A 24352-nucleotide genomic window follows, 5' to 3' on the forward strand; every position below is an offset into this window, starting at 1 on the left:
CGTCATCGCGCCGTGTCCGGTCGTCGCTGCGCGACCCGATGCGCGTGCGCCGACACCCCGTACAGCACGAGCATGATCGCCATCGTCGTGAGGTAGAAGCCGTGCAGGATCCAGATCGGCCCGAACGGCAGACTCAGCACGTAGACGGTGTAGACCGCATTGCCGACGTTGCCCATCAGGAGCGCGCTGAGGCTGTACGAGCGCAGGTCGCCGGAGCGCACGGCCTTCACCACCATCGGCAGGTTGGCCGCGGCGAACAGCACGGTCGAGACCGCACCGGCGAGCGTCGCAGCATCCATACAGGGAAGATACGGATGCCGCCCCCGGCGATACATCGGCAGTTCTCCCCATTCCCGCCGGGCGCACCTGCACGATTCAGCCCGCGCGGGTGCGGTCCTGCCGGGACGCTTTCTCCGCCCGTTGCCCCGGGAGCCGCGAGGTCCGGGAATCGCAGAGTCTCAGGCCCACGAATCTGCGAAGTCCGGACTTCGCGGAGAATCTCGGGCCCGGTAGCCGCGAGGTCCAGGAATCGCAGAGCCTCAGGCCCGCGAATCTGCGAAGTCCGGACTTCGCGGAGTCTCGGGCCTGGTAGCCGCGAGGTCCAGGAATCGCAGAGTCTCAGGCCCACGAATCTGCGAAGTCCGGACTTCGCGGAGAATCTCGCCTGATCCGCAAAGACTCCCCGCGAGCCGGCGTCCGGGATTCCCATCGCTGTCGGCCGACGAGCCTGCGAAGTCCGGACATGGACGGGGCGTGAGAGAGAGCGCGGACGCGCCCCCGCGAGAGCGGGAGAGCTCAGGAGGGGAGGACGGATGCTGCCTGCCGCGCGGCGCCGAGAGCCACGTACTCTCCGGGCTCGGGCACCTCGACCGGCAGGCCCAGCACGAGGGGCGCGATCTCGCGCACCGCCGTGGACTGCGCGCCACCGCCGACGAGCAGCGCGCGCTCGAGCGGCACGCCGAGTGCACGGAGGGCTTCGAGCCCGGCGGCGAGCCCCGAGAGCATCCCCTCGACTGCGGCACGCGCGAGGTTCTCGCGCGTCGTCGAGGCGAGCGTCATGCCGGTGAGCGAAGCGGTGGCGTCGGGGAGGTTCGGGGTGCGCTCGCCTTCGAAGTAGGGCACCAGCGTCAGGCCCGCTGCGCCCGGCTGGGCGGACAGAGCCAGCCGCGACAGCTCGGCGTGGTCGACGCCGAGCACGCGCCCGATCGCGTCGAGCACGCGCGCCGCGTTGAGCGTCGCGACGAGCGGCAGGAACCGGCCCGTGCAGTCGGCGAAGCCCGCGACTGTGCCGGAGGGGTCGATCGTGCGCTCCTCGCTCACCGCGAACACCGTCCCGCTGGTGCCGATCGACACGACCACGTCTCCGGGACCGGCCCCGAGCCCGAGGGCCGCGCCCGCGTTATCGCCGGCGCCGCCGCCGACGCGCCGTCCCGCGGCATCCGTCACCCATTCGTCGGGTCCGAGCACGCGCGGCAGCGCGGCGTCGTGGCCGAGGGCGGCGATGAGCAGCTCGTGGTCGTAGCCGCCGGTGGCAGGGTTCCAGTAGCCCGTCCCCGAGGCGTCGGAGCGGTCGGTGACGAGCTCGTCGAGCTCGGGGCCGCGCGGTGACCCGCCCGCAGACCCGAACCCGCGCAGCCGCCAGGTCAGCCAGTCGTGCGGCAGGGCGACGGCGGCCACGCGTGCCGCGTTCTCGGGCTCGTGGTCGCGCAGCCAGCGGAGCTTCGTGATCGTGAAGGATGCCACGGGCACGAGGCCCGTGCGCCGCGCGAGCTCCTCGGCGCCGAACTGCGCCGTGAGGTCGGCCGCGGCCTGCGCCGAGCGGGTGTCGTTCCACAGCAGCGCGTCGCGGACGACGCGTCCCTCGGCGTCGAGCGCCACCATGCCGTGCTGCTGCCCGCCGATCGCCCAGGCCTCGACGTCGTCGATCCCTCCGGCGTCGGCGATCGCCTCCTGCAGCGCGCTCCACCACGCCTCGGGGTCGACCGACGTGCCGTCGGGGTGCGACGAGCGCCCCTGCCTGACGACCGCCTGGGTCGCAGCATCCACGATCACGACCTTGCAGGACTGCGTCGACGAATCGACCCCCATGACGAGGCTCATGTGCGCTCCTTCACGCTGTTCGATCGCGCTCCGACGGCGTCGGCCCCAGACCGTGAGACGACAGATGAGGGACGAGACCCTGGGATTCACCCAGGGTCTCGTCCTGCGACTGTCTTCTCACGATCGAGGCGGGCAGATCGGGAGTCGCGGTCGGTGTGGGATGGCTTCAGCCGCGGGCGCCGAGCAGGTGCTCGGTCGCGAGCTGCTGGAGGCGGACGAAGCCGAAGCCCTTGCCGCCGAGGTACGCGTCGGCGTCGAAGTCCTCATACGCCGAGCGGTCGGCGAGGAAGTCGTCGTACGTCTCACCCGGGTTGAGCGTCGGAACCGACAGCTCGTCGACCTTCGCGGCGGCGAGCGCCTCCTGCACCTCGGGGTCGGCGCGGAAGGCCGCGGCGCGCTCCTTGAGCAGCAGGTAGGTGCGCATGTTCGCCGCGGCCGAGTCCCAGACGCCCGTCTCGTCCTCGGTGCGCGAGGGCTTGTAGTCGAAGTGGCGCGGGCCGTCGTACGCGGGCACGCCGCCGGGGCCGCCGTTCTCGAGCAGGTCGACGAGCGCGAACGCGTTGTGCAGGTCGCCGTGGCCGAACACGAGGTCCTGGTCGTACTTGATGCCCCGCTGGCCGTTGAGGTCGATGTGGAAGAGCTTGCCGTGGAACAGCGCCTGCGCGATGCCGGCGGCGAAGTTCAGGCCCGCCATCTGCTCGTGGCCGACCTCGGGGTTGAGGCCGACGAGCTCGGGGCGCTCGAGCGAGTCGATGAACGCGATCGCGTGCCCGAGCGTGGGCAGCAGGATGTCGCCGCGGGGCTCGTTCGGCTTGGGCTCGATGGCGAAGCGGATGTCGTAGCCCTTGTCGGTGACGTAGTCGCCGAGGAGGTTGACGGCCTCGCGGTAGCGCTCGAGCGCGGCGCGGATGTCCTTGGCGGAGTCATACTCGGCGCCCTCGCGGCCGCCCCACATGACGAACGTCTTGGCGCCGAGCTCGGCACCGAGGTCGAGCTGGCGGAACACCTTGCGCAGCGCGAACCGACGCACGTCGCGGTCGTTCGACGTGAAGCCGCCGTCCTTGAAGACGGGGGCCGAGAACAGGTTCGTGGTGACCATCGGGATGATCAGGCCGGTGTCGGCGAGCGCGCCCTTGAGGCGGTCGATCTGGGTCTGGCGCTCAGCATCCGTCGATCCGAAGGCGAACAGGTCGTCGTCGTGGAAGGTGAGTCCGTACGCGCCGAGCTCGGCGAGCTTCTCGACGGCGTGGACGACGTCGAGGTGATTGCGGGTCGGTCCGCCGAAGGGGTCGGTGCCGTTGTAGCCGATGGTCCAGAGACCGAACGAGAACTTGTCGGCGCGGGTGGGGGTGGGCATGACGCTCCTTCGCGATAAATGTTGCTGCCGACAACCTATACCAGAATGGATGCTGCGTCCACCACGAACGGCGCTTCCCGCGCGAACGGCGCCTCCAGGCTCGCGAATCGATGATCAGATGACGCCGCGGGTCCACGCGTGTCCGGTTGTGACCGGAAGTTCATCAGGCCTTAACACCCGGTTCCGGTCCGAGCGCGGAGAATGATCTCGGGAGCGCGATCCGGTCGCGCGGACGCCGGCGTCAGCCCTGGTCGGCCCATCCCAACACGTCAACCCCCCTGCGCGAAAAGTGCAGGCGAGGCGCAGGATCAGGGCACGACGAGAGGAGCCTCCCCCATGGTGCTCGAGAGGCCGTCCTCACCGGTGAGACGCGGCGCGCTGCGGTCGCGCGTCCTGCCGCCACGGAACGAACTGGCGCCGCGGCGACCGGAGTCGCCGGCGCCCGACGACTCCGCCGTCCGGTGGGAGCGCATAGACATCGATCGCTACGAGGTCAGCACCGCCGGGGCGACCGCCGGCTTCATCGATGTCGTCGGGGCCGTGTTCGTCGTCCTCGCCGGGCCTCGCTACGACCGGGCCGTCGAAGTGCTCCAGACGCTCGACTTCGCCCTGGCGGTCGACGCGATCTCCCCGGCCGGTGCCGAACGCCCGTCCGCCTGATCCTCCACTCCACGCCGTCACACCGGTTTGAAGCCGCACGCAACAAATCTCGAAGTGCCGCCGCGCCGCCCTCTACAGTGAGACGGTGAGCGATCCAACGGCCGCCGAGGGCGTGCGTCAGCGCAACCTGGCCCGGCTGCTGCGCCTGGTGCACCTCGAAGGACCGCTCTCCCGCGCGCGACTGACCGAGGCCACGGGCCTCAATCGATCGACGATCGCGGACCTGGTGGCCGAACTGGTGCGCGAAGGGCTGGTCGTGGAACGCGCGCCCGATCCATCCCGGCGGGTGGGGCGTCCCTCCCCGGTGGTCGCCGCCGACGCACGTGTGATGGCGATCGCCGCCAACCCGGAGGTCGACGCGCTCACGATCGCCGCCGTCGGCCTGGACCGCGGCATCCCGGTCCGCGAGCGCATCGAGCTCGACCGCCTGCTGTCTCCGGACGAGACGGCACGGCTCATCGCGGAGCGCGTCGAGACGTGGCGCGCCGGCGAACTCGCACACGCGCGCATCGTCGGTGTCGGCCTCGCGGTGCCGGGGCTCGTGCGGGCAGCGGACGGGCTCGTCCGCAACGCGCCCCACCTGCGCTGGGTGGACGCGCCGGTTCGCGACCTCGTCGCCGAGGCCACCGGCCTGCCGACCGTCGTGGGCAACGACGCGACGCTGGGGGCGATCGCCGAGCATCTCTACGGCGCCGCGGCCGGCTTCGATGACGTCGTGTACCTCAACGGCGGCGCGAGCGGCATCGGCGGCGGCCTGATCGTGCACGGCAAGCCGCTCCTCGGCGCCGGCGGCTACACCGGCGAGTTCGGGCAGAATCGCCCCGGCATCGCGTCGGCCACCGACCGTCGCGCCGGCGACGGCGTGCTCGAGGACGAGGTCAGCCGAGCCCGGCTGCTCGCCGCCGTCGGGCTTCACGCGGCGGACGAGCCGACGCTCGCCGCGGCTGTGTCCGCAGCGGGCCCGACCGCGGCCGAGGAGGTCGCCCGGCAGCGCCGCATCCTCTCGACGGCGCTCGCCAACGCCGTCAACGCGCTGAACCCCTCGGTGGTCGTGCTCGGCGGTTTCCTCGCGACGATCGCCGCGGTCGATGTGCCGGGACTCGGGACCATGGTCCAGGAGCAGACGATGTCGGCGACCAGCGAGCATCTCCTCATCCGTGTCGCATCACTGGCCGAGGATCGCCTCCTCATCGGGGCCGCCGAGGCCGCCTTCGCCGAGCTGCTCCGGGATCCTGGCGGCGCAGCGCGGAGCTGATTCACGCCGGCGGGGCAGTGGTGTCCCGGGGCACGAGCCGCGTCGGCAGCTTGACATGCGTGACGGCGGGTGTGCTCCCCTCCATCAGCTCCAGGAGCATGCCGACTGCCTCGGCGCCGAGCATCTGCATGGGCTGGCGCACCGTCGACAGCGCGGGCGTCGACTTGGATGCCTCGGGGACGTCGTCGAAGCCGATCACCGACAACTCGCGGGGGATGTCGATACCGAGCTCGGACGCCACCCTGACGATCTCCAGACCGGAGATGTCGTTGGCGGCGAAGACCGCGGTCGGCCGGTCGGGCCGGCGGAGCATCTCGAGTGCGGCCACGCGGACGGCATCCTGCTGGTAGCTCCCCGAGCCGACCAGCGCCGGATCGAGGGGGATGCCCGCATCCGCGAGTGCGCGTCGATAGCCGGCGTCGCGGGCGATCGACGAGCGCAGGTCCGGACGACCCGCGATGAAGCCGATGCGCGAGTGACCGAGCTCGATGAGGTAGCGCGTCGCCTGCAGCGCACCTCCGAAACTGTCGCACTCGACGGTCGGCAGATCGGCAGGACCCGTGTGCGGGTCGATGGCGACGACCGGCACCTCAGCGCCGACGTTCACGACGGTCGGGGTGACGATGATGGCGCCGTCGATGAGTGTTCCGCTGAGGCGCGACAGCGACCGCCGCTCCCATCCCTCCGCGGCACCGTGTGACCCTGAGTAGGCGAGCAGGTCGTACCGCGACTCGCGCAGCGCCTCGCCGACGCCCTTCAGGACCTCGGCACTGAAGGGCTCGAAGTCGGCGACGAGCACGCCGATGACACCCGTCTTGCGCGATCGCATGCTGCTGGCGATCAGGCTCGACTCGTATCCGAGCTCGGCCACGACGGCGAGAACCTTGTCCACCGTCTCGCTGGCCACGCCATAGCGACCGTTCACCGCCTTCGAGACGGTTGCGACCGAGACGCCCGCTGCGGCGGCGACGTCGGTGATCGTGGGACGACGGGCCATGTCTCGAAATCATAACGGCATCGAAACCGTTATTGAAAACGTTTGACAGTTATTTGTTGTCAAAGGACACTTTTCTCGCCCGGTCCGCACGCCGGGCGGTACGCGACCCGATCGCGTCGACCACCAGCACCTCGCAGCAGAGGTGCTCCTCGAAGAAGAGACGGGAATCACATGATGCGCAAGAGGATCCTCGCGGGTTCCGCAGCAGTCATCGTCAGCGCGCTCGCGCTCGCCGGCTGCAGCGCCGGCGGCGGCGGCAGCAGCGACGGCAACGTCGAGATGACGCTGTGGCAGAACTCCACGACAGGCCCGGGCCAGCAGTTCTGGAAGGACGCCATCGCCGCGTTCGAGAAGGAGAACCCCGGCGTCACGATCAAGATGCAGTCGATCCAGAACGAGGACATGGACGGCAAGCTGCAGACCTCGCTCAACGCGGGCGACCCGCCGGACATCTTCCTGCAGCGCGGCGGCGGCAAGATGACCGCGATGGTCCAGGCGGGTCAGCTGATGGACCTGACGGGGAAGATCGAGGGCGAGGCGAAGGAGAACATCTCCGAGGGCTCGTTCAAGGCCGAGACCTACCAGGACAAGGTGTGGGCGATGCCCCTGTCGGTGCTTCCCGGCGGAATCTTCTACAGTCAGGACCTCTACGACGCCGCGGGCGTCACCGAGACCCCGACGACCATCGACGAGCTCGTCGCGGCGAACGACAAGCTGAAGGCGACCGGCGTGGCGCCGCTCGCCCTCGGCGCGAAGGACGCCTGGCCGGCTGCGCACTGGTTCTACTGGTTCGCGCTGCGCGAGTGCGCCCCGAAGACGGTCGAGGAGACCGGCGACTCGAAGGACTTCAGCGACCCGTGCTGGCTGAAGGCCGCCGAGGACCTCGCCGATTTCGCCGCCACGGAGCCGTTCAACGACGGCTTCCTCACCACCTCCGCCCAGCAGGGCGCCGGCAGCTCGGCCGGCCTCGTCGCGAACCACCAGGCCGGTGGCGAGCTGATGGGCGCGTGGGACCCGGGCGTGATCGCCTCGCTCACCCCTGACGAGAAGCCGCTCCCCGACCTGGCGTGGTACCCCTTCCCGGAGGTCTCCGGCGGCAAGGGCGAGCCCGGCTCGATGATGGGTGGCGTCGACGGCTACTCGTGCTCCGCGAAGGCACCCAAGGAGTGCGTCGACTTCCTCAACTTCGTCGCGTCCGACGACCAGCAGACCGCGTACTACAAGGCGTTCAACTCGCCGCCCGTGAACCAGGCCGCACAGGCCGAGGTCACCGAGCCCTACCTGAAGCAGATCCTCGAGGCCTACAACGCGGCCCCGTTCGTCTCGCAGTGGCTCGACACGGTGCTCGGGCAGAACGTCGGCAACGCACTCAACGTGGCGGTCGTCGACATGCTCGCCGGACAGAGCACGCCCGACGAGATGATCGCTGCGGCCAACTCGGCCGGCGCGAAGGGATAAGGAACACCCGCATGCACAAGAGCGCGACACCGAGTACGGACGATCGCCCGGAGACGGATCGCGCGGAGCGCACCGGGGGCGGTGGCGACACGCCGCCGCCCCCGGCATCGCCGCGCCGCCGACGCCGCGGGATCGGATGGTCGGGCCGCCTGGAGATCGCCGTGCTGGTCGGACCCGCACTGATCTTCTTCGTCGGCTTCGTCATCTTCCCGGTGATCATGGCGGCGTACTACGGCTTCTTCAACTGGCACGGGTACGGCCCGCCGACCGACTTCATCGGCCTCAAGAACTACGTCACGATCCTCACCGACCCCGACTTCCAAGAGGCGCTGGGTCACAACGGCTTCATCGTCGTGATGTCCCTCATCCTGCAGGGACCGGTGGCACTGCTGCTGGCGCTCCTGCTCAACCGCAAGATGCGCGGGCAGTCGATCATCCGGGTGCTCATCTTCGTCCCGTACGTGATCGCGGAGGTCGTCGTCGGCACCGGCTTCAGTCTCATGCTCGCCACCAACGGTGCGCTCAACGGTCTGCTGGAGAATCTCGGCCTCGACCAGTTGACCCGTGACTGGCTCGCCGACCCCAGCATCGCGATCTGGACGCTCATGGCGATTCTCACGTGGAAGTACGTCGGCTTCGCCGTCATCCTCTTCCTCGCGGGCCTGCAGGGCATCCCCGAGGAGCTGTACGAGGCGGCCGCCATCGACGGCGCGAGCTATTGGCAGATCCAGCGTCGCATCACGATCCCGCTGCTCGGCCCGACGCTGCGCATCTGGGCGTTCCTGTCGATCATCGGCGCGCTCCAGCTGTTCGACCTCGTCTACATCATCTGGGGGCAGTACGTGGCACCCGTCGCCGGCACCTCGACGATGGCGACGTACATGGTGGCCAACGGCCGCAACGCCGGCAACTTCGGCTACGGCAATGCCGTCGCCGTCGTCATCTTCCTCATCTCCCTCGTCGTCGCGCTCGTCTACCAGCGCTTCGTCCTGCGCCGCGACACCGCGGGAGCACTCACCGAAAGGAACGACGGATGACCGCCGTCTCCGTCGCGACCGACGCTGTCGCGACCACGCCACCGCACGCCCCGCGGCGTCAGCCCATGCGGGCCGGAACGCCCGCCGTCTACTTCGTCGCACTCGTCGTGATCGCGCTGATGCTCGGGCCGGTGATCTACATCATCCTCGGCGGCTTCCGCTCGAACTCGCAGATCACGACGAACCCGGCGGGTCTGCCCGATCCGTGGGTGTTCACGAACTACTTCGACGTGCTCACCGAAGGCACGTTCTGGACGCTGGTGCTCAACTCGACCGTCGTCGCCGTGGTCACCACGGGCGGAGTCATCGTGCTGGGCCTCATGGCCAGCTACGTCCTCGCCCGCTATCACTTCCGCGGGCGTGGCGCCCTCTACGCGCTCTTCGCCGCCGGGCTCATGTTCCCCATCACCGTCGCGATCACGCCGCTGTACATCGTGGTGCGCGACATGGGACTCATCAACACACTGGCCGGCGTCATCCTCCCGCAGATCGCGTTCGCCCTGCCGACGACGATCATCATCCTGGTGCCGTTCCTACGGGCCATTCCCGACGAGATCCAGGAAGCGGCCTTCATCGACGGCTGCAGCCGCCTCGGCTTCTTCTGGCGCATGGTGGTCCCCCTCGCCGTGCCCGGTGTCATCACCGTCGGGATCCTCGCGTTCATCGCGAGCTGGAACAGCTACCTGCTGCCGCTGTACCTCCTCAACGACAACGCGAACTTCACGCTCCCCCTCGGCGTGCAGGCCTTCTCTTCGCAGTACTCCGTCGACACTGCGAAGGTGCTGGCGTTCACCTCGCTGTCGATGATCCCCGCGCTGGCGTTCTTCAGCCTCTTCGAGCGGCGGATCGTCGGCGGCCTGACGGGAGCGGTCAAGGGATGAGCGGCTACGGACTGCGCACCGTCTCGGAGCGCGTGCTCGCGCTGCACGCACAGATGACCCTCGACGAGAAGCTCGCCCAGCTCGTCGGGTACTGGGTCGACCAGGGAGACGAGGTCGTCGCGCCGATGGCCGGCGAGATGGTGACCTCGACGCGCTACGAGGACGCCACCGCGAACGGCATCGGGCACCTCACCCGCGTGTACGGCACGCGGCCGGTCGACCCGGTCGCCCGCGCCGAGTGGCTCTGGGCGGAGCAGCGGCGGCTTCGCGAGCAGACCCGCCTCGGGATCCCCGCGATCGTGCACGAGGAGTGCCTCACGGGACTCGCCGCGTGGAAGGCGGCCACCTTCCCGACGCCGCTGGCCTGGGGCGCGGCCTTCGACCCCGAGCTCACCGAACAGCTCGGCGCGGCGATCGGCCGCTCCATGGCCGAGCTCGGAATACACCAGGGCCTCGCGCCGGTGCTCGACGTGATCATGGACTCGCGATGGGGTCGTGTCGACGAATGCATCTCGGAGGACCCGTACGTCGTCGGCACGATCGGCACCGCGTACGTCAAGGGACTGCAATCGGCCGGTGTGCACGCCACCCTGAAGCACTTCGCCGGCTATTCCGCATCGCAGGCCGGCCGCAACCACGCGCCCGTGCACATGGGGCGCCGCCGGCTGCAGGACGTCATGCTGCCGCCGTTCGAGATGGCGGTCCGCGACGGCGGCGTGCGGTCGGTGATGAACTCGTACGCCGAGATCGACGGTGTTCCCGTCGCATCGAACCCCGAGCTGCTCACCACGCTCCTGCGCGACGAGTGGGGATTCGACGGCACCGTCGTGGCCGACTACTTCTCGGTCGCATTCCTCCACGCGCTGCACGGGATCGCCGCCGATCCCGGCGAGGCGGCGTTGCTGGCGCTGCGGGCGGGGATCGACGTCGAGCTGCCCACGGGCGACGCGTTCGTCGCGCCGCTGCGGGCGCTCCTCGGCTCGAGCGCTCAGGGACGCGCCGATGTGGATCGCGCGGTGCTCCGCGTGCTCTCGCAGAAGGAGGAGCTCGGCCTTCTCGACGAGGACTTCTCGTCGCCGCCGACACAGGTGGAGCTCGACGGCCCGGAGCTTCGCGACCTCGCTCGCAGAACGGCCGAGGAGTCGGTCGTCCTCCTCGGCAACGACGGCGTGCTCCCACTGACGGCGCCGCGCAGCATCGCGCTGATCGGCCCCAACGCCGACGCCGCAGAGTCGCTCATGGGCTGCTACTCGTTCGCCAATCACGTGCTGGCGCACCACCCCGGCACGCCCCTGGGCTTCGAGATCCCGACCGTCGCGGAGTCACTGCGCGCGGAGTTCCGCGATGCGGCCATCGTGCTCGAACAGGGCTGCGACGTCGAAGGCGACGACGAGCGCGGCATCGCCGCCGCCGCCCGCTCGGCGGCGGACGCCGATGTCGCGATCGTCGTCGTGGGCGACCGCGCCGGTCTGTTCGGACGCGGCACCGTCGGCGAGGGCAACGACGTGGACGATCTGGAGCTTCCCGGTGTGCAGCGCCGGCTCGTCGAGGCCGTGGTCGCCACGGGCACCCCGACCGTCGTGGTGATCGTCTCGGGACGCCCGTACGCGATCGGCTGGATGCTCGACGGCAGCACCGCTGCCGCGGCTGTGCTGCAGGCGTTCTTCCCGGGAGAGGAAGGCGGACCCGCGATCGCGCGGATCATCTCGGGCGCTGCCGAGCCGTCCGGTCGGCTGCCGGTCTCGCTGCCCCGGTCCGCGGGCGCTCAGCCGTACACGTATCTGCACCCCCGGCTCGGCGGTCCGACCGACATCACGAGCGCCGACAACACGCCGGCGAGACCGTTCGGCTTCGGGCTGACGTACACCTCGTTCGCCCGAGACGATCTGACCGCTTCGGATGCCGCCACCGACGGCACGATCACCGCGCAGGTGCGGCTGTCGAACGTGGGCGATCGCGCAGGCACCGATGTCGTGCAGCTCTACGCCCGGGACATCGTCGGCTCGGTCACCCGCCCCGTCGCACAGCTGCTCGCGTACCAGCGGGTCTCCCTGGCTCCTGGGGAGTCGGCGACCGTCACGTTCTCCGTGCCGACCTCACGGCTGGCGTTCACCGGACGAGAAGGCCACCGGATCGTGGAGCCCGGCGCCATCGATCTGTGGGTGGGAGGATCGTGCGCCGAACGCGACACCGAGACCCGGATCGAGCTCGTCGGACACGTGCACGCGATCACCGCTGACGAGCCTCGAGTGGCGACGGCTGCGGTCTCGGCCCTGGTCCCCGACCCCCGTTGAAAGAAGGGCCCCGAGTGCGTGCAGCACTCGGGGCACTTCGTCTGGGTTGACGTCCGCAATCCGCCCCCGCTCGACAGGTCAACCGGCCCTCCACAGGACGAAACCTCGCACTTCGCTCCTGCAGAACCCCGGTTGACCTGTTGAAGCACGCAGGGAGGAGGACGGATGCCGCGACCCGCCGCGCAGGTTCGGCCTCAGAGGCTCCGCCACGCCTCGGCGGGTGTCAACGGCACGAGCGCAGGACGCTCGACCGTGGAGCGCAGGGACTCGCGCACACCCGAGGCCGCGGACGCGGCGAGCGCCGTCATGATCTCGAGCACGTGAAGGGCCATCGCCCCGCTCGCACGGCCCTCGCCCGCGACCAGGTCCAGCAGGCCGATCCCGCGCCCGGAGTCGACGTATCCGGCCGAGGGCTGGAGCGTCTCCCACGACCCGCCGCGCGCATGCAGCTGCACGTCGCCGGCGAAGTTGTTCGGGTCGGGCACGATGAGCGATCCGTCGACGCCGTGCACCTCGATCGGCGCCGCCGTGGAGCGGACACCGTCGAAGCTCATCGTGACGGTCGAGATCGCGCCCGACGCGTGGTGCAGGATGCCGGTGAGGTGCGTGTCGACCTCGACCGGCACGCTCTCGCCCGCCCGCGGGCCCGAGCCGATCATGCGCGCGTCGCGCGACCGCGATCCGGCGCCCGACACCGCGGTGACAGGCCCGAGCAGCTGAACGAGCGACGTCACGTAGTACGGCCCCATGTCCAGGAGCGGCCCGCCGCCCTCGCGGTAGTAGAAGTCGGGCTGCGGATGCCACGACTCGTGGCCCGCCGAGATCCACATCGCCGACGCCGACACGGGCCGGCCGATGCGCCCGCCGTCGATCGCGGCCCGCGCGGTCTGCACGCCGGTGCCGAGCACCGTGTCGGGCGCGCCTCCGACGCGGACGCCCGCGGCGGCCGCGGCATCCGTGATCCGCGCAGCGTCCGCGAAGGTCGCCGCGAGCGGCTTCTCACCGTAGACGTCCTTGCCGTGCGCGATGGCGGCGAGCGCGACCTCGGCGTGTGCGGCCGGGATCGTGAGGTTGAGGACGGTGCGGATGCCGGGATCCGAGAGCAGCTCGGCGGTCGTGAGCGCGCGGCAGCCCGGGATCGCCTCGGCGGCCGCTTCGGCACGCGGGAGGTCGAGGTCGGCGACGGCCGCGATGCGCACACCCGACGCCGGAAGCAGGGTGTCGAGGTACTGGCGGGAGATGACGCCGAGCCCGACGATCCCGATGTCGGTCACCGCGCGGCCCACAGCATCCCCCGTTCGACGATCGTGCGGACGTTCGCGTCCTGCAGCACTTCGGGAGAGTGACCGGGCGTGGCCACGAACACCCGACCCTGGCCCCAGTCCCGCGTCCAGACCGCCGGAGAGACGATGGGGCGGTGCCACGGGTGGTACGGCTGCACGGGGTGCGTCGTCGTCGCCAGCACATCGATGAGGTCGTCGTGCAGCACCCAGTACTGCTCGGTGGTGAGCGTGAAGTCGTCGATGCCGGCCGTGATGTCGTGCGAGCGGCCGAGCTCGGTGATCTCGACCATGTAGTCGAGGTAGTTGTCGGTCTGGTCGCCGTGCACCTCGTCGGGGTGCTTCGACGGGTGGGTCGCGAACTGGCCGCCCACGAGCTGCAGGTAGTCCGAGCTCGCGCGGAACGAGTCGGCGATGCCGCCGTGCCAGCCGGCGAGGCCGGTGCCTGCGGCGACGGCGTCGCGAAGGCCACGGATCGCCTCGTGCGACGCCTGCGACATCGTCACGGACTGCAGCACGAGGTCGGTGGCCGCCATGCGGTCGGCGTCGGCGTAGACCTCGGGGTCGTCTTCGACGGTGACGTCGAACCCGCTATCGCGGAGGAACGGCAGGAAGAGGTCGGTCGCCTCGACCGGATGGTGGCCGTCCCATCCGCCGCGGACGACGAGGGCGGTGCGGGTCATGCGGGGGTCCCTTCGGGGTCGGCGGCGGCGGATGCCACCGGCGTGAGGATGCTGTCGTGCGCGGCGCTCTGCTCGACGGCGGCGAGCACGCGCTGCACCTGGGCGGCGTCGGCGAAGCTGGGCGAGACCGGGATCTCGCCGGCGACCGCGCGCACGAAGTCGACGGCCTGGTGCGCGAACAGGTGCTCGTAGCCGAGCCCGTGCCCTGCGGGCCACCATGCTCCGGCATACGGATGCTGCGCCTCGGTCACCTGCACGCGCCGGAAGCCCTGCGCGGCATCGGCCGCGGCGTCGTACACCTCGAGCTCGTTCATGCGCTCGAAGTCGAAGGCGATCGCGCCGCGGTCGCCGTTGATCTCGATGCGGTTGGCGTTGCGGCGGCCCGTCGCCATCCGCGTCGCCTCGAAGACGCCGAGCGCGCCGCCGTCGAAGCGCGCCGTGAAGGCCGCGGCGTCGTCCACGGTCACCGGCAGACGGTCGGACGTGTCGGCGGCGACCCCGCCGAGGCCCTCGACCGCCGAGCGCCGGGGCCGGGACGTGACGAACGTGTGCATGGTGGCCGACACCGCCTCGATGTGCTGACCGGCGAGCCACTGGGCGGTGTCGATGCTGTGCGCGCCGATGTCGCCGAGGGCGCCGGAGCCCGCGCGGTCGCGGTCGAGCCGCCACGTGTGGGGCGAGTCCGGATCGCTCAGCCAGTCCTGCAGGTACTGCGCGCGGACATGCCGGATCTCGCCGATGCGCCCCTCCTCGATGAGCCGGCGGGCGAGCGCGAGCGCCGGTGTGCGGCGGTAGCTGAAGCCGCACATCGCGACGGCGCCGGACTGAGCGGATGCGGCTGCCGCGGCATCCGTCATCTCCTGCGCTTCGGCGACCGAGTTCGCGAGGGGCTTCTCGCACAGGACGTGCTTGCCGGCGGCGAGCGCCGCGAGCGCGATCTCGGCGTGGGTGTCGCCGGGGGTGCAGATGTCGATCGCGTCGATGTCGTCGCGCGCGACGGCTTCGCGCCAGTCGATGCCGTGCTCGGGCCACTCCCAGCGCGCGGCGGCCTCGGCCGTGGCGTCGGGGCGATGCCCGACGAGCAGCACCCGCTGCGGCGGGAGCGGAAGGTCGAAGAAGTGCGGCGCGGTGCGCCAGGCCTGCGTGTGCATGCGGCCCATGAAGCCGGTGCCGATCAGCGCGATCCGCAGCAGAGATGTCGTCGTCGTCATCGTTGTGGCCCTTTCCGGAACCGACGATGCCATCGGCTCTGGCGCCGGTCGAGGATCTTGCGCAAAACTGGTCGGGTGCCAGCCCGAGTGACCCTCGTCGACGTCGCGACCGAAGCCGGAGTGAGCGTCGGCACCGCGTCGAGGGCGCTGTCGGGCCGCGGCGACCTCGCTCCTGCGACGCGGCGCCGCGTGCTGGCGGCGGCGCGTGCGCTGGGGTACACCCGCGATCCGTCGGCCGGTGGGCGCCCCGCCGGCACGGCGCGCCTCGTCGACCTCGTGCTCGGCTCGTACCACAACGCCTACTCCGACGAGGTGACCGCCGGCGCGCGCAGCGCCGCCGCCACCGCGGGCTACGACCTCGTGCTCACCGAGGAGCGCGACACGCCCGACGACGACTGGCCCATGCGCATCCGCCGGCGCGGCTCGGCCGGTGTGGTGCTCGGTCTCATCTCGCCGACCGCGTCGCAATTGGCCGCGATCACGGATGCGGAGATCCCGGTCGTGCTGATGGATCCGCAGGCCGAGACCTCCCGAGGGCTCACCAGCGTGCGCACGACCGACCGCGACGGCGCGTTCGGGGCGGCGACCCACCTCGCGGAGCGGGGCGCGACGCGGTTCGCGATCGTGCTGGGATCGCCGCCGTACCGCTACGGCCGGGCGCGGAACGCGGGCTTCCGCGAAGGGCTGCGCCTGGCCGCCCCCGGTGCCGACCTCGCCGCCGTGCAGGCGGATTGGGGCGGAGCGGCCGCGCGCGAGGCGGCGCTGCCTCTGCTGCGCGGCCTGCGCGCCGGTGAACGGCTCGGGGTCTTCGCGTGCACCGACGAGATGGCCGCCGGCGTTTACGCCGCGGCCGCGGCGACCGGGCGCCGCATCCCCGACGACGTGCTCGTCGTGGGCTTCGACGACCTGCGCGGTGCGCGGTGGCTGACGCCGCCCCTGACGACCGTGCGGCAGCCGATCCGCGAGATGGCCGCGGCCGCCGTGACGGCCCTGGCCGATGCCGCGGCCGGCGCGGCGCTTGCGCCGTCGCCGATCGTCCTGCCGACGCAGCTCATCGAGCGCGGCTCGACCTGAGCGAGCACAGCGTCGGATCCGCACCTGCGGAGACGACCCCCGACACGCCGGTGGCGCCCGCCGCTTCGCGGCGTGTCGCCATGCGGGTCCGCAGGAGCGGATCCGACTCTGTTCGCCGAGGGGACGGATGCCGGGGGCCCGAGCGTCCGGACGGACCGGTGGCCGCGGCATCCGAACCGGACGAAACGTCGCATGTCGGCGCGCGGGGCACGCGAGTAGCGTGGGACCAGTCTGACGGAAGGCTCCACATGTCGATCACGACCGAATCCCAGGCCCGCACCAACCGCCCCGCGAGGAGTGAGGCGGAGCTGCAGCAGATGGCCAAAGACCACCTGTGGATGCACTTCGCCCGCCAGTCGGTGATGACCGACGGACCGGGGGTCCCGATCATCGTCAAGGGCGAGGGCCACCACATCTGGGACTCGCGCGGCAAGCAGTACATCGACGGGCTCGCCGGCCTGTTCGTCGTCGCCGCGGGACACGGCCGCAAGCGCCTCGCCGAGGTCGCCGCGAAGCAGGCCGAGCAGCTCGCCTTCTTCCCGATCTGGTCGTACGCGCACCCCGCCGCGATCGAGCTCGCGGACCGCCTCGCCGACTACGCGCCCGGCGACCTCAACAAGGTGTTCTTCTCCACCGGCGGCGGCGAGGCCGTCGAGACCGCCTTCAAGCTCGCGAAGTACTACTGGAAGATCCAGGGCCAGCCCACCAAGCACAAGGTGATCTCGCGCTCGGTGGCCTACCACGGCACGCCCCAGGGTGCGCTCGCGATCACCGGCATCCCCGCCATGAAGTCGATGTTCGAGCCGGTCACCCCGGGCGGCTTCCGCGTGCCGAACACCAACTTCTACCGCGCCGACGACATGGGTGCGCCGTCCGGCAGCCTCGAGGAGTTCGGCGTCTGGGCCGCCGACCGCATCGAGGAGATGATCCTCTTCGAAGGGCCCGACACCGTCGCCGCCGTCTTCCTCGAGCCCGTGCAGAACTCGGGCGGCTGCTTCCCGCCGCCTCCCGGATACTTCCAGCGCGTGCGCCAGATCTGCGACAAGTACGACGTGCTGCTCGTGTCGGACGAGGTCATCTGCGCCTTCGGCCGCATCGGGCACATGTTCGCGTGCGATGCGTACGGCTACGTCCCCGACATGATCACGTGCGCGAAGGCGATGACCAGCGGCTACTCGCCGATCGGCGCCACCATCGTGAGCGACAAGATCTACGAGCCCTTCGCCCACGGCGACCGCGCGTTCTACCACGGTTACACCTTCGGCGGTCATCCGGTCTCGGCCGCCGTCGCGCTCGAGAATCTCGACATCTTCGAGGAGGAGGGTCTCAACGAGCACGTGCGCGAGAACTCGCCGCTGTTCCGCTCGACCCTCGAGAAGCTCTCCGACCTGCCGATCGTCGGCGATGTGCGCGGCGACGGGTACTTCTTCGGCATCGAACTGGTGAAGGACAAGGCGACGAAGGAGACCTTCGACGACGACGAGTCCGAGCGGCTGCTGCGCGGGTTCCTGTCGAAGGCGCTCTTCGACGCCGGCCTCTACTGCCGCGCCGACGACCGCGGCGACCCCGTCATCCAGCTCGCCCCGCCCCTGACGATCGGGCCGAAGGAGTTCGACGAGATCGAGCAGATCCTGCGCAGCGTCCTGACGGAGGCGTGGACGCGACTCTGACCCGCGTCAGCGGCGGTCTGCGCGCGTTATTGTTGGCGCGTGGGCACGATCTACTACGGCGGCGGCGGGATGCCGATCCATATCGAAGACCGCGCACTCGCGCACCTGAAGGTCGTGATCGCGACCAAGCTGCGACGCGACGAGAGCTTCACGGTCTCGTGGAAGCATCCGGACGACCAGCCGCGCGGGCGCAGCACCATCTGGCTGCATCCGTCGATTCCCCTGCGGTTCGTGTTCGACGATCCCGAGCCCACCGAGCTCAGCCGGGCCTGGATCGAGGAGCTCGCGAACTCCGCCAGCTCGACCGGCGGCATCATGCTCATCGCCGAGCACTTCGACACCGGTCCCGTCCCGGTGCTGGGAGCGGAAGGCGACTCTCAGGACGTGACGCTCGGCAACGTCGACGTCGACCACCTCGATGTCGAGCGCCTCACGGTCGGCGGCACGGAAGTGACGCCGAGCGACGACGAAGACTGAGCTCAGCCCTCCGTCGGCGGTGGCGGATCTTCCTGCTCGGGCTCCGGCAGGATCGTCAGGCCGTTGGGCCCGCTCGCCGCGAGCATCAGCTTCTCGATCCAGGTGCGGTTGATGCGCGGCTGACGGCTGCCGAAGAAGTGGAACTGGATCGGCACCGAAGGGTGGATCCAGAAGCTCCGCCGGCCGCTGCCGTCGCCGATCTCGACGTCGAACATGAACGGCTCGGACCGCCGCAGCTTGTTCATCATCACGATGCGCAGATGCGCCAGCGTCCGGTCGTCGATGTCGACCGAGTTGGCGTTGGTGTCGTAGATGAACCGGCCCATGGCAGGAGCCTATTACCGGATCAGCGCGGCGCGAACGCCGCCGCGAACAGCGCTCGCGCACGGCGTGCGATCGCGGGCCGCTGTGCCGGATCGGCGCGGGCGAGCTCGGTCGCCAGCATCCCGGTCGCGAGGGTCACATCCTCGGTCTCGATGTGGGCTCCGATGCGTCCGGCGGCCCGGTCACGCGCGACCAGGCGCTCCACGAGCGCCTGGAATCGCGCGCCCAGCGACGCGACACGGCGATCGGAGAGATCCGCGGTGATGAGCTCGATGAACGCCGTCGACACGACGGCCTGATCGACCACGCGATCGAGCAGATCGTCGATCGTCCGGTCGGGCGGCACGGTGTACTCCTCGAGGTCGCGCACGTTGTCTTCGAAGACGGCGACGGCGAGGGCGGTGCGATCGGGGAAATGACGGTAAAGGCTTCCTTGCCCGACACCGGCGCGCTTGGCGACGGCGCTGAAGGGGGCCTGAAGGCCTCCTTCGGCATAGACCTCGCGGGCAGCAGCGATCAACGCCTTGCGGTTGTCGGCGGCTGCAGCGGGGCCTCGGTTCTGGCGAGGGAGCGCACGGGGGGATGCGGTGCTCGGCACGGGTGTAGCCTAGTACCGGACACAGTTGTCCGGTAGGGAGCCGCCCCGAAGGATCCTCATCCCCGGACCCGCAGCCCCGCTGAACTGCATGAAGAAGGGACAGATCATGAGCACCACCACCGCTCCCCTGACCGGAGCATCCACCATCCAGACCTGGCTCGACGACCCCGCCGGCGGCGCCGCACTGCGCGGTCTGCTCGCCCAGGGCGGCCAGACCGCGGAGACCCTCGCGCCCATCGCGGGCCTGCCCATCAGCAACCTCGTCGCGATGAGCGGCGGCGCCTTCCCGCAGGCCGCCCTCGACGCACTCGTCGCGCAGGTCAACCCCGACGCCGTTCCCGCCGAGGCCCCGGCCGCCGAGACCCCGAAGGCCGAGTGGGCCGAGAAGGTCACCGCCGGCCGCTTCACCGGACAGACCGTCATCGTCACCGGCGCGGGCTCCGGCATCGGCCGCGCCACCGCATCGCGCGTCGCACGCGAGGGCGGGCGCGTGATCGCCGTCGACGTCAGCCAGGACCGCCTCGACGAGTTCGTCGCCGCGCACGCCGGCGCCGAGGTCGTGGCCCTGACGGCCGACATCACCGACGACGAGGGCGTGGCCCGCATCATCGAGGCGGCCGGCGACCGGATCGACGCCCTCGCGAACATCGCAGGGATCATGGATGACATGACCCCGGTCGGCGAGGTCACCGACGCGGTCTGGGATCGCGTCTTCCGCGTGAACGTCACCGGCACGATGAAGCTGATGCGCGCCGTCATCCCCGCCATGCTCGCGCAGGGCGGCGGCTCGATCGTGAACACCTCGTCCGAGTCATCCCTTCGCGGTTCGGCCGCCGGCGCCGCCTACACCGCGTCGAAGCACGCGGTCGTCGGGCTGACGAAGTCGAGCGCGTTCATGTACGGCCCGAGCGGCATCCGCGTGAACGCCGTCGCACCGGGTGCGGTGATCACCAACATCGAGGCGAAGTTCACCTCGCCGCTCGGCGCCGACCGCGTGCGTGCCGGCATGGCTGTCATGACGCCGCCGGTGGCCGCCGACCGCCTCGCCGCGTCGATCACGTTCCTGCTGAGCGACGACGGCGTCAACGTGAACGGCCAGAACCTCGCGAGCGACGGCGGCTGGTCGGCCGCCTGACCCGCCCGCGACGCCCCGGCCGACCCGAACCGCGGGCCCGCCGGGGCGTCGCTCTGTCTCAGAACGGCCAGACGAGCGGCACGTACCAGACCGCCACCACGAGGAAGAACAGGGCCAGCGGCAGGCCGAGCTTCCAGTAGTCGCCGAAGCGGTAGCCGGCGGGCTCCATCACCATGAGGTTCGCGGGCGTCGCGATCGGGGTCAGGAACGCGGCCGCACCCGCGACGGTCAGCGCCATCATGAAGGGCTGCACCGAGAGGTCGAGCGATTGCGCGACCGAGATCGCGATGGGCGCGACGATGAGCACCGTCGCGGTGTTGCTGATGAGCTGCCCCAGCACCACCGTCAGCCCGCACAGCGCGAGCAGGGCGATGTGCGGCCCGGCGTCGCCGAGGAACGACAGCATCCAGTCCGCCACGAGGTCCGCGGTTCCGGTGCTGATGAACGCCGTCGACAGCGGGATCATGCCGGCGATGAGCACGACGGTGGTCCACGAGACCGAGTGGTAGGCCTGCGTCACGGTGACCGTGCGGGTCAGCACCAGGGCGCACGCGGCCAGCAGAGCCGCCACCGCGGGCGGAACCAGCCCCGTCGCGAGCAGCAGGATCATCGCCAGCAGGATGCCGATCGCGCGCTTCGCGCCCTTGCCGAGCGGGATCGACCGGCGCAGCTGCGCGGGGTCATCGACCACGAGCACACCCGGATCGCTCGTGCGCCGCGTGAGGTCGTCCCACGCGCCCTGCAGCAGCAACGCGTCCCCGGCCTGGACGACGAACTCGGTGCCCTTGAGCTGCTCGTCGCCGCGACGGGCCGCGAGCACGACGAGGTCGCCGTCGGGCGTGGTCATGCCGGCGCACACGTGCTTGCCGATGAGCGGCGACCGGGGTGCCACGACCACCTCGGTGACGCCGGTCTCGGGGCCGAGCAGCACGCCGGTGTCGAGGGTGAGCGAGTACTGCTGACGCAGCAGGCGCGCGTGCCGCACGAGGTCCAGCGGCATGAGCGCGCCCTTGCGCTCGGGCACGAGAGCGCCGCCGACGAGGAGGATCGCCACCGTGCCGAGGAGCACGGGAATGCCGACCAGCGCGAACTCGAAGAACCCGAACTCGCGACCTCCCGCCGACGCGGCGAACTCCGACACGATGATGTTGACGGGCGTGCCGGTGAGCAGCAGGAGCGACCCCGCGGATGCCGCGAACGCGAGCGGCATAAGGAGCTTCGACGAGGCGATGCCCGCGCGGGCGGCGACGACCACCACGAGCGGCAGGAGTGCGGCGACCGCACCGTTGATGCTGATGAGGGCGGTGAGCCCGGCCACGAGCAGCGCGATCACGACCAGCAGGGTCGTCCGCTTCGTCCCGGCGCGGCCGATGACCTTCTGCCCCGCCCACGCGGTGACGCCCGTGGCGTCGAGCGACTCGCTCACCACGAACAGCGCCGCGATGAACAGCACCGTCGGGTCGCCGAACCCGGCGAGCGCCTGCGGCAGCGTCAGCACGCCGGTGAAGAAGAGCGCCAGCGCGACGCCGATCGCGACGATCCCGATGGGCACGCGGTTGCTCACGAACGCGATCACCGCGAGCGCGAGGATGACGAGCGTTGCGGTGACGGGGTCCACCCGCCCAGCGTAGCCACCGCCTCTCCGGCGGCTTGGGGTTGGGCTTCTCGGCCCGTGTCCCAGGCGGCTTCGACAGGTCAACCGGGCCGCGACAGGAGGATCCGCGGGGAAAGCTCCTGCGGAACCCCGGTTGACCTGTCGAACGGGAAGGGACGGATGCTGCTCCCCGGGCGCGCGGACCTCAGCCGCGGAGGGTTGCGAGCCCGGCGACGTCGTAGGCGAGCTCGACGGCCTCGAAGATCGCGGCGTCGATGCTGCGGGGCGCGAACGCGTCACCGATCACCACGACACGAGGGGATCCGGATGCTGCGGCCGCGGTGTCCGTCGCGAGGCCGGTGACCCCGACCGACGCGCGCGGCTCGATCGCCACGACGGTGTCGACGCCCGGGATCGCGCCCGCGGCCCCGGTGAGCATGTCGCGCGCGGTCACCGCGCCGGGCTCGATGCTCATGACGCGGTGCGCGACGCTCCGGCGGAAGCCCCCGTGCGTGCCGAGGCGCTCGAGCAGCAGCGGCCGGTCGTATCCGGCGCCGATGTGCGGGAACAGGGTCTCGAAGGGTGTGATCAGCTCGAGCTCGTCGACGCGTTCGAGCAGCGTCAGCACGATGCCGGCGGCGTACGCCGTGCCGTCGGCATCCACCACCGCGATCCGCCGTCCGAGCCGCGCCCCCGACACGGCGGCGAATGCGTCGATCGTGCCCTCGGCGGGGAATCCGTCGGTGTAGGCCCCGCCGAGCGCGAGCGAGGTGGTCGCCGGCGCGACGGCGCCGGTGGCGTCGACGACACCGTCGACGATCCCGAGCCCGCGCACCGTCTCGGCCGTCGCCTCGACGCCGAGCCGCACGTCGACGCCGGCGGCCCCGAGGTCGCGCTCGAGGTCGTCGACCAGCAGGCCCACGCTCTCCCGCCCCGGAACCCGCCGGGCCAGGCGCAGCTGTCCGCCGAGCTCGTGCGCCCGCTCCAGCAGCGTGACGGCGTGCCCGTCGGTCGCGAGCTCGACGGCGGCGCGCATGCCCGCGGGACCGCCGCCCACGACGACCCACCGCTGCGGCGACGCCGTGCGCGGGCGTTCGCCGCGCTCGAGCTCGCGGCCGGCGAGCGGGTTCACGGTGCACGACATCGCGAGTCCGCGGCTGCCGCGGCCGAGGCATCCCTGATTCAGACGGATGCAATGGCGGATGCCGCGCTCCCCCGTGTCGACGGGTGCGAGTCCGAGGAGCTTGCGGCCGAGATCGGGGTCGGCGATCTGGGCGCGGGTGAGCGCGACCATGTCGGCGATGCCGGAGGCGACGACGTCTTCGGCCTCCTCGACCGAGCGGGCCGCGCCGACCCCGAACACCGGCACGTCGGGATTCGCGGCTTTGACCGCGGCGACGTCGTCGCGCAGCCACGCGTACGGCATCGGCGACGACGGGAAGACGTAATGCACGTTGTGGTACCCGCCTGCGGCGAGGTCGAGGAAGTCGATCCGGGACTCCTGCCGGAGGCGCGCGATGACCTCGCGCATGCCGGCGCCGTCGATCCCGTCCCGGTGGAACTCGTTCGCCACGATGCGGATGCCCACGGTGAAGTCGTCGCCGACACGCTCGCGCACGGCCCGCAGCACCTCGCGCGGGAACCGGGTGCGGCCCTCGAGGTCGCCGCCGTACTCGTCCTCGCGGGCGTTGTACAGGGGCGAGAGGAACTGGTGCAGCAGGTAGCCGTGCGCCATGTGGATCTCGACGCCGTCGAACCCGCCGTCGCGCGCGTACTCGGCCGACAGCGCCCATCCCCGGGCGAACGAGGCGATGTCGGCGTGGTCCATCGCCCGGGTCGCGTGCCCTGTCGACGGCGAGATCAGCCGCGACGGCGCATACACGGTGCGCGGGCCGTCCGGCCCGTCGGGCTGCGCCTGCGCCCCATGGTGGTTCAGCTGCACGAAGATCTTGGCACCGGCTTCGTGCACAGCATCCGTCATGCGCTTCGATGCCGCGACCCCCTCGGGACGGTACGCGTCCTCGAAGCCCCGGATCGACCCGGTCGGGTGCACGAAGTGGTTGCCGGCGACGAACAGCCCGCACCCGCCGAGCGCGCGGCGCACGTAGTACGCGCTCTCGCGGTCCGACTCGACGCGGTCGGAGTACTGCTTCGAATGCGCCGTCTGCATGATGCGGTTCGGCACCGTGACGCTGCCGATCCGCAGCGACTGCGCGAGGACGGACGAACGGATGCCGGGGCTCGCGGTCATGCCCCCGAGCCTACGA

At 70.9% G+C, this 24352-nt stretch carries 20 protein-coding genes and 1 pseudogene; 10 read left to right on the forward strand and 11 right to left on the reverse strand.

Annotated elements, in window-relative coordinates; translation table 11 throughout:
* Positions 1–2: 2 nt before the first annotated feature.
* The 3 genes from Q9R33_RS19825 to xylA all read right to left on the reverse strand — a co-directional run bounded on the left by Q9R33_RS19825 (position 3) and on the right by xylA (position 3457).
* A complete protein-coding gene (locus Q9R33_RS19825) occupies positions 3–299 on the reverse strand; it encodes a hypothetical protein (protein ID WP_310250209.1) in 297 nt (98 codons plus the stop codon).
* 496 nt (positions 300–795) lie between these two features.
* Positions 796–2100, reverse strand: a complete 1305-nt coding sequence (xylB, locus tag Q9R33_RS19830; protein ID WP_311294872.1) for a xylulokinase — start codon at positions 2098–2100, stop codon at positions 796–798.
* Between the two features lie 166 nt (positions 2101–2266).
* Positions 2267–3457, reverse strand: coding sequence for a xylose isomerase (gene xylA, locus Q9R33_RS19835; protein WP_310250215.1), 1191 nt, complete (start codon positions 3455–3457; stop codon positions 2267–2269).
* Between the two features lie 336 nt (positions 3458–3793).
* Here xylA and Q9R33_RS19840 point away from each other — a divergent pair, with 336 nt between their 5' ends.
* Complete coding sequence (locus Q9R33_RS19840) at positions 3794–4117, forward strand: hypothetical protein (protein WP_157549830.1); 324 nt, start codon at positions 3794–3796, stop codon at positions 4115–4117.
* An 85-nt stretch (positions 4118–4202) separates the two neighbouring features.
* Positions 4203–5372: an ROK family transcriptional regulator gene (locus tag Q9R33_RS19845; RefSeq protein WP_056372238.1), complete on the forward strand. Its 1170-nt coding sequence runs from the start codon at positions 4203–4205 to the stop codon at positions 5370–5372.
* 1 nt (position 5373) lies between these two features.
* Here the strand turns inward: Q9R33_RS19845 and Q9R33_RS19850 are convergent, their stop codons facing one another.
* Positions 5374–6369 carry a LacI family DNA-binding transcriptional regulator gene (locus Q9R33_RS19850; RefSeq protein WP_056372236.1) on the reverse strand — a complete coding sequence of 332 codons (996 nt, stop codon included), beginning with the start codon at positions 6367–6369 and terminating at the stop codon, positions 5374–5376.
* A 171-nt stretch (positions 6370–6540) separates the two neighbouring features.
* On the opposite strand from Q9R33_RS19850, the gene Q9R33_RS19855 reads away from it, so the two are divergent.
* From Q9R33_RS19855 to Q9R33_RS19870, 4 genes are read left to right on the forward strand one after another with little or no spacing between them, the layout of a single operon-like run.
* Complete coding sequence (locus tag Q9R33_RS19855; protein WP_311294873.1) at positions 6541–7827, forward strand: extracellular solute-binding protein; 1287 nt, start codon at positions 6541–6543, stop codon at positions 7825–7827.
* A gap of 11 nt (positions 7828–7838) precedes the next feature.
* Positions 7839–8864 carry a sugar ABC transporter permease gene (locus Q9R33_RS19860; RefSeq protein ID WP_310250222.1) on the forward strand — a complete coding sequence of 342 codons (1026 nt, stop codon included), beginning with the start codon at positions 7839–7841 and terminating at the stop codon, positions 8862–8864.
* Positions 8861–9745, forward strand: a complete 885-nt coding sequence (locus tag Q9R33_RS19865; RefSeq protein ID WP_056372232.1) for a carbohydrate ABC transporter permease — start codon at positions 8861–8863, stop codon at positions 9743–9745. Before Q9R33_RS19860 ends, Q9R33_RS19865 begins: the two co-directional genes overlap by 4 nt.
* A complete protein-coding gene (locus Q9R33_RS19870) occupies positions 9742–12039 on the forward strand; it encodes a glycoside hydrolase family 3 N-terminal domain-containing protein (RefSeq protein WP_311294874.1) in 2298 nt (765 codons plus the stop codon). Before Q9R33_RS19865 ends, Q9R33_RS19870 begins: the two co-directional genes overlap by 4 nt.
* A gap of 194 nt (positions 12040–12233) precedes the next feature.
* On the opposite strand, the gene Q9R33_RS19875 is transcribed toward Q9R33_RS19870, so the two are convergent.
* From Q9R33_RS19875 to Q9R33_RS19885, 3 genes are read right to left on the reverse strand one after another with little or no spacing between them, the layout of a single operon-like run.
* Positions 12234–13313: a Gfo/Idh/MocA family oxidoreductase gene (locus tag Q9R33_RS19875; RefSeq protein ID WP_311294875.1), complete on the reverse strand. Its 1080-nt coding sequence runs from the start codon at positions 13311–13313 to the stop codon at positions 12234–12236.
* Positions 13310–14002 (reverse strand): ThuA domain-containing protein, encoded by a 693-nt coding sequence (locus Q9R33_RS19880; RefSeq protein ID WP_056372229.1) that lies wholly within the window; start codon positions 14000–14002, stop codon positions 13310–13312. Before Q9R33_RS19880 ends, Q9R33_RS19875 begins: the two co-directional genes overlap by 4 nt.
* The gene (locus tag Q9R33_RS19885) at positions 13999–15213 is read right to left on the reverse strand and encodes a Gfo/Idh/MocA family oxidoreductase (protein WP_311294876.1); all 1215 of its coding nucleotides are present in this window, start codon (positions 15211–15213) and stop codon (positions 13999–14001) included. The genes Q9R33_RS19880 and Q9R33_RS19885 overlap by 4 nt, the downstream gene beginning before the upstream one ends.
* Positions 15214–15288: 75 nt before the next feature.
* Here Q9R33_RS19885 and Q9R33_RS19890 point away from each other — a divergent pair, with 75 nt between their 5' ends.
* From Q9R33_RS19890 to Q9R33_RS19900, 3 genes and pseudogenes are all read left to right on the forward strand, one after another.
* Complete coding sequence (locus tag Q9R33_RS19890; protein ID WP_311294877.1) at positions 15289–16287, forward strand: substrate-binding domain-containing protein; 999 nt, start codon at positions 15289–15291, stop codon at positions 16285–16287.
* Positions 16288–16535: 248 nt separating this feature from the next.
* Positions 16536–17957: an aspartate aminotransferase family protein gene (locus tag Q9R33_RS19895; protein ID WP_310250945.1), complete on the forward strand. Its 1422-nt coding sequence runs from the start codon at positions 16536–16538 to the stop codon at positions 17955–17957.
* A 39-nt stretch (positions 17958–17996) separates the two neighbouring features.
* Positions 17997–18299, forward strand: a pseudogene (locus tag Q9R33_RS19900) (hypothetical protein); the annotation flags it as partial.
* 137 nt (positions 18300–18436) lie between these two features.
* Here the strand turns inward: Q9R33_RS19900 and Q9R33_RS19905 are convergent.
* Both Q9R33_RS19905 and Q9R33_RS19910 read right to left on the reverse strand, forming a co-directional pair.
* The gene (locus Q9R33_RS19905; protein ID WP_311294878.1) at positions 18437–18760 is read right to left on the reverse strand and encodes an ATP-dependent DNA ligase; all 324 of its coding nucleotides are present in this window, start codon (positions 18758–18760) and stop codon (positions 18437–18439) included.
* Positions 18761–18780: 20 nt separating this feature from the next.
* A complete protein-coding gene (locus tag Q9R33_RS19910; protein WP_311294879.1) occupies positions 18781–19356 on the reverse strand; it encodes a helix-turn-helix domain-containing protein in 576 nt (191 codons plus the stop codon).
* Positions 19357–19462: 106 nt separating this feature from the next.
* Between Q9R33_RS19910 and Q9R33_RS19915 the strand changes: the two genes are divergently transcribed.
* Entirely contained in the window at positions 19463–20491 is a 1029-nt protein-coding gene (locus Q9R33_RS19915) for an SDR family NAD(P)-dependent oxidoreductase (protein ID WP_311294880.1), read from the forward strand.
* Positions 20492–20549: 58 nt separating this feature from the next.
* Here the strand turns inward: Q9R33_RS19915 and Q9R33_RS19920 are convergent, their stop codons facing one another.
* Positions 20550–22109 carry an SLC13 family permease gene (locus tag Q9R33_RS19920; RefSeq protein WP_311294881.1) on the reverse strand — a complete coding sequence of 520 codons (1560 nt, stop codon included), beginning with the start codon at positions 22107–22109 and terminating at the stop codon, positions 20550–20552.
* A gap of 181 nt (positions 22110–22290) precedes the next feature.
* The gene (locus tag Q9R33_RS19925; protein WP_311294882.1) at positions 22291–24336 is read right to left on the reverse strand and encodes an NAD(P)-binding protein; all 2046 of its coding nucleotides are present in this window, start codon (positions 24334–24336) and stop codon (positions 22291–22293) included.
* Between the last annotated feature and the right edge of the window lie 16 nt (positions 24337–24352).

Source organism: Microbacterium sp. PRC9, assembly GCF_031844125.1.
Taxonomy (GTDB): Bacteria; Actinomycetota; Actinomycetes; order Actinomycetales; family Microbacteriaceae; genus Microbacterium.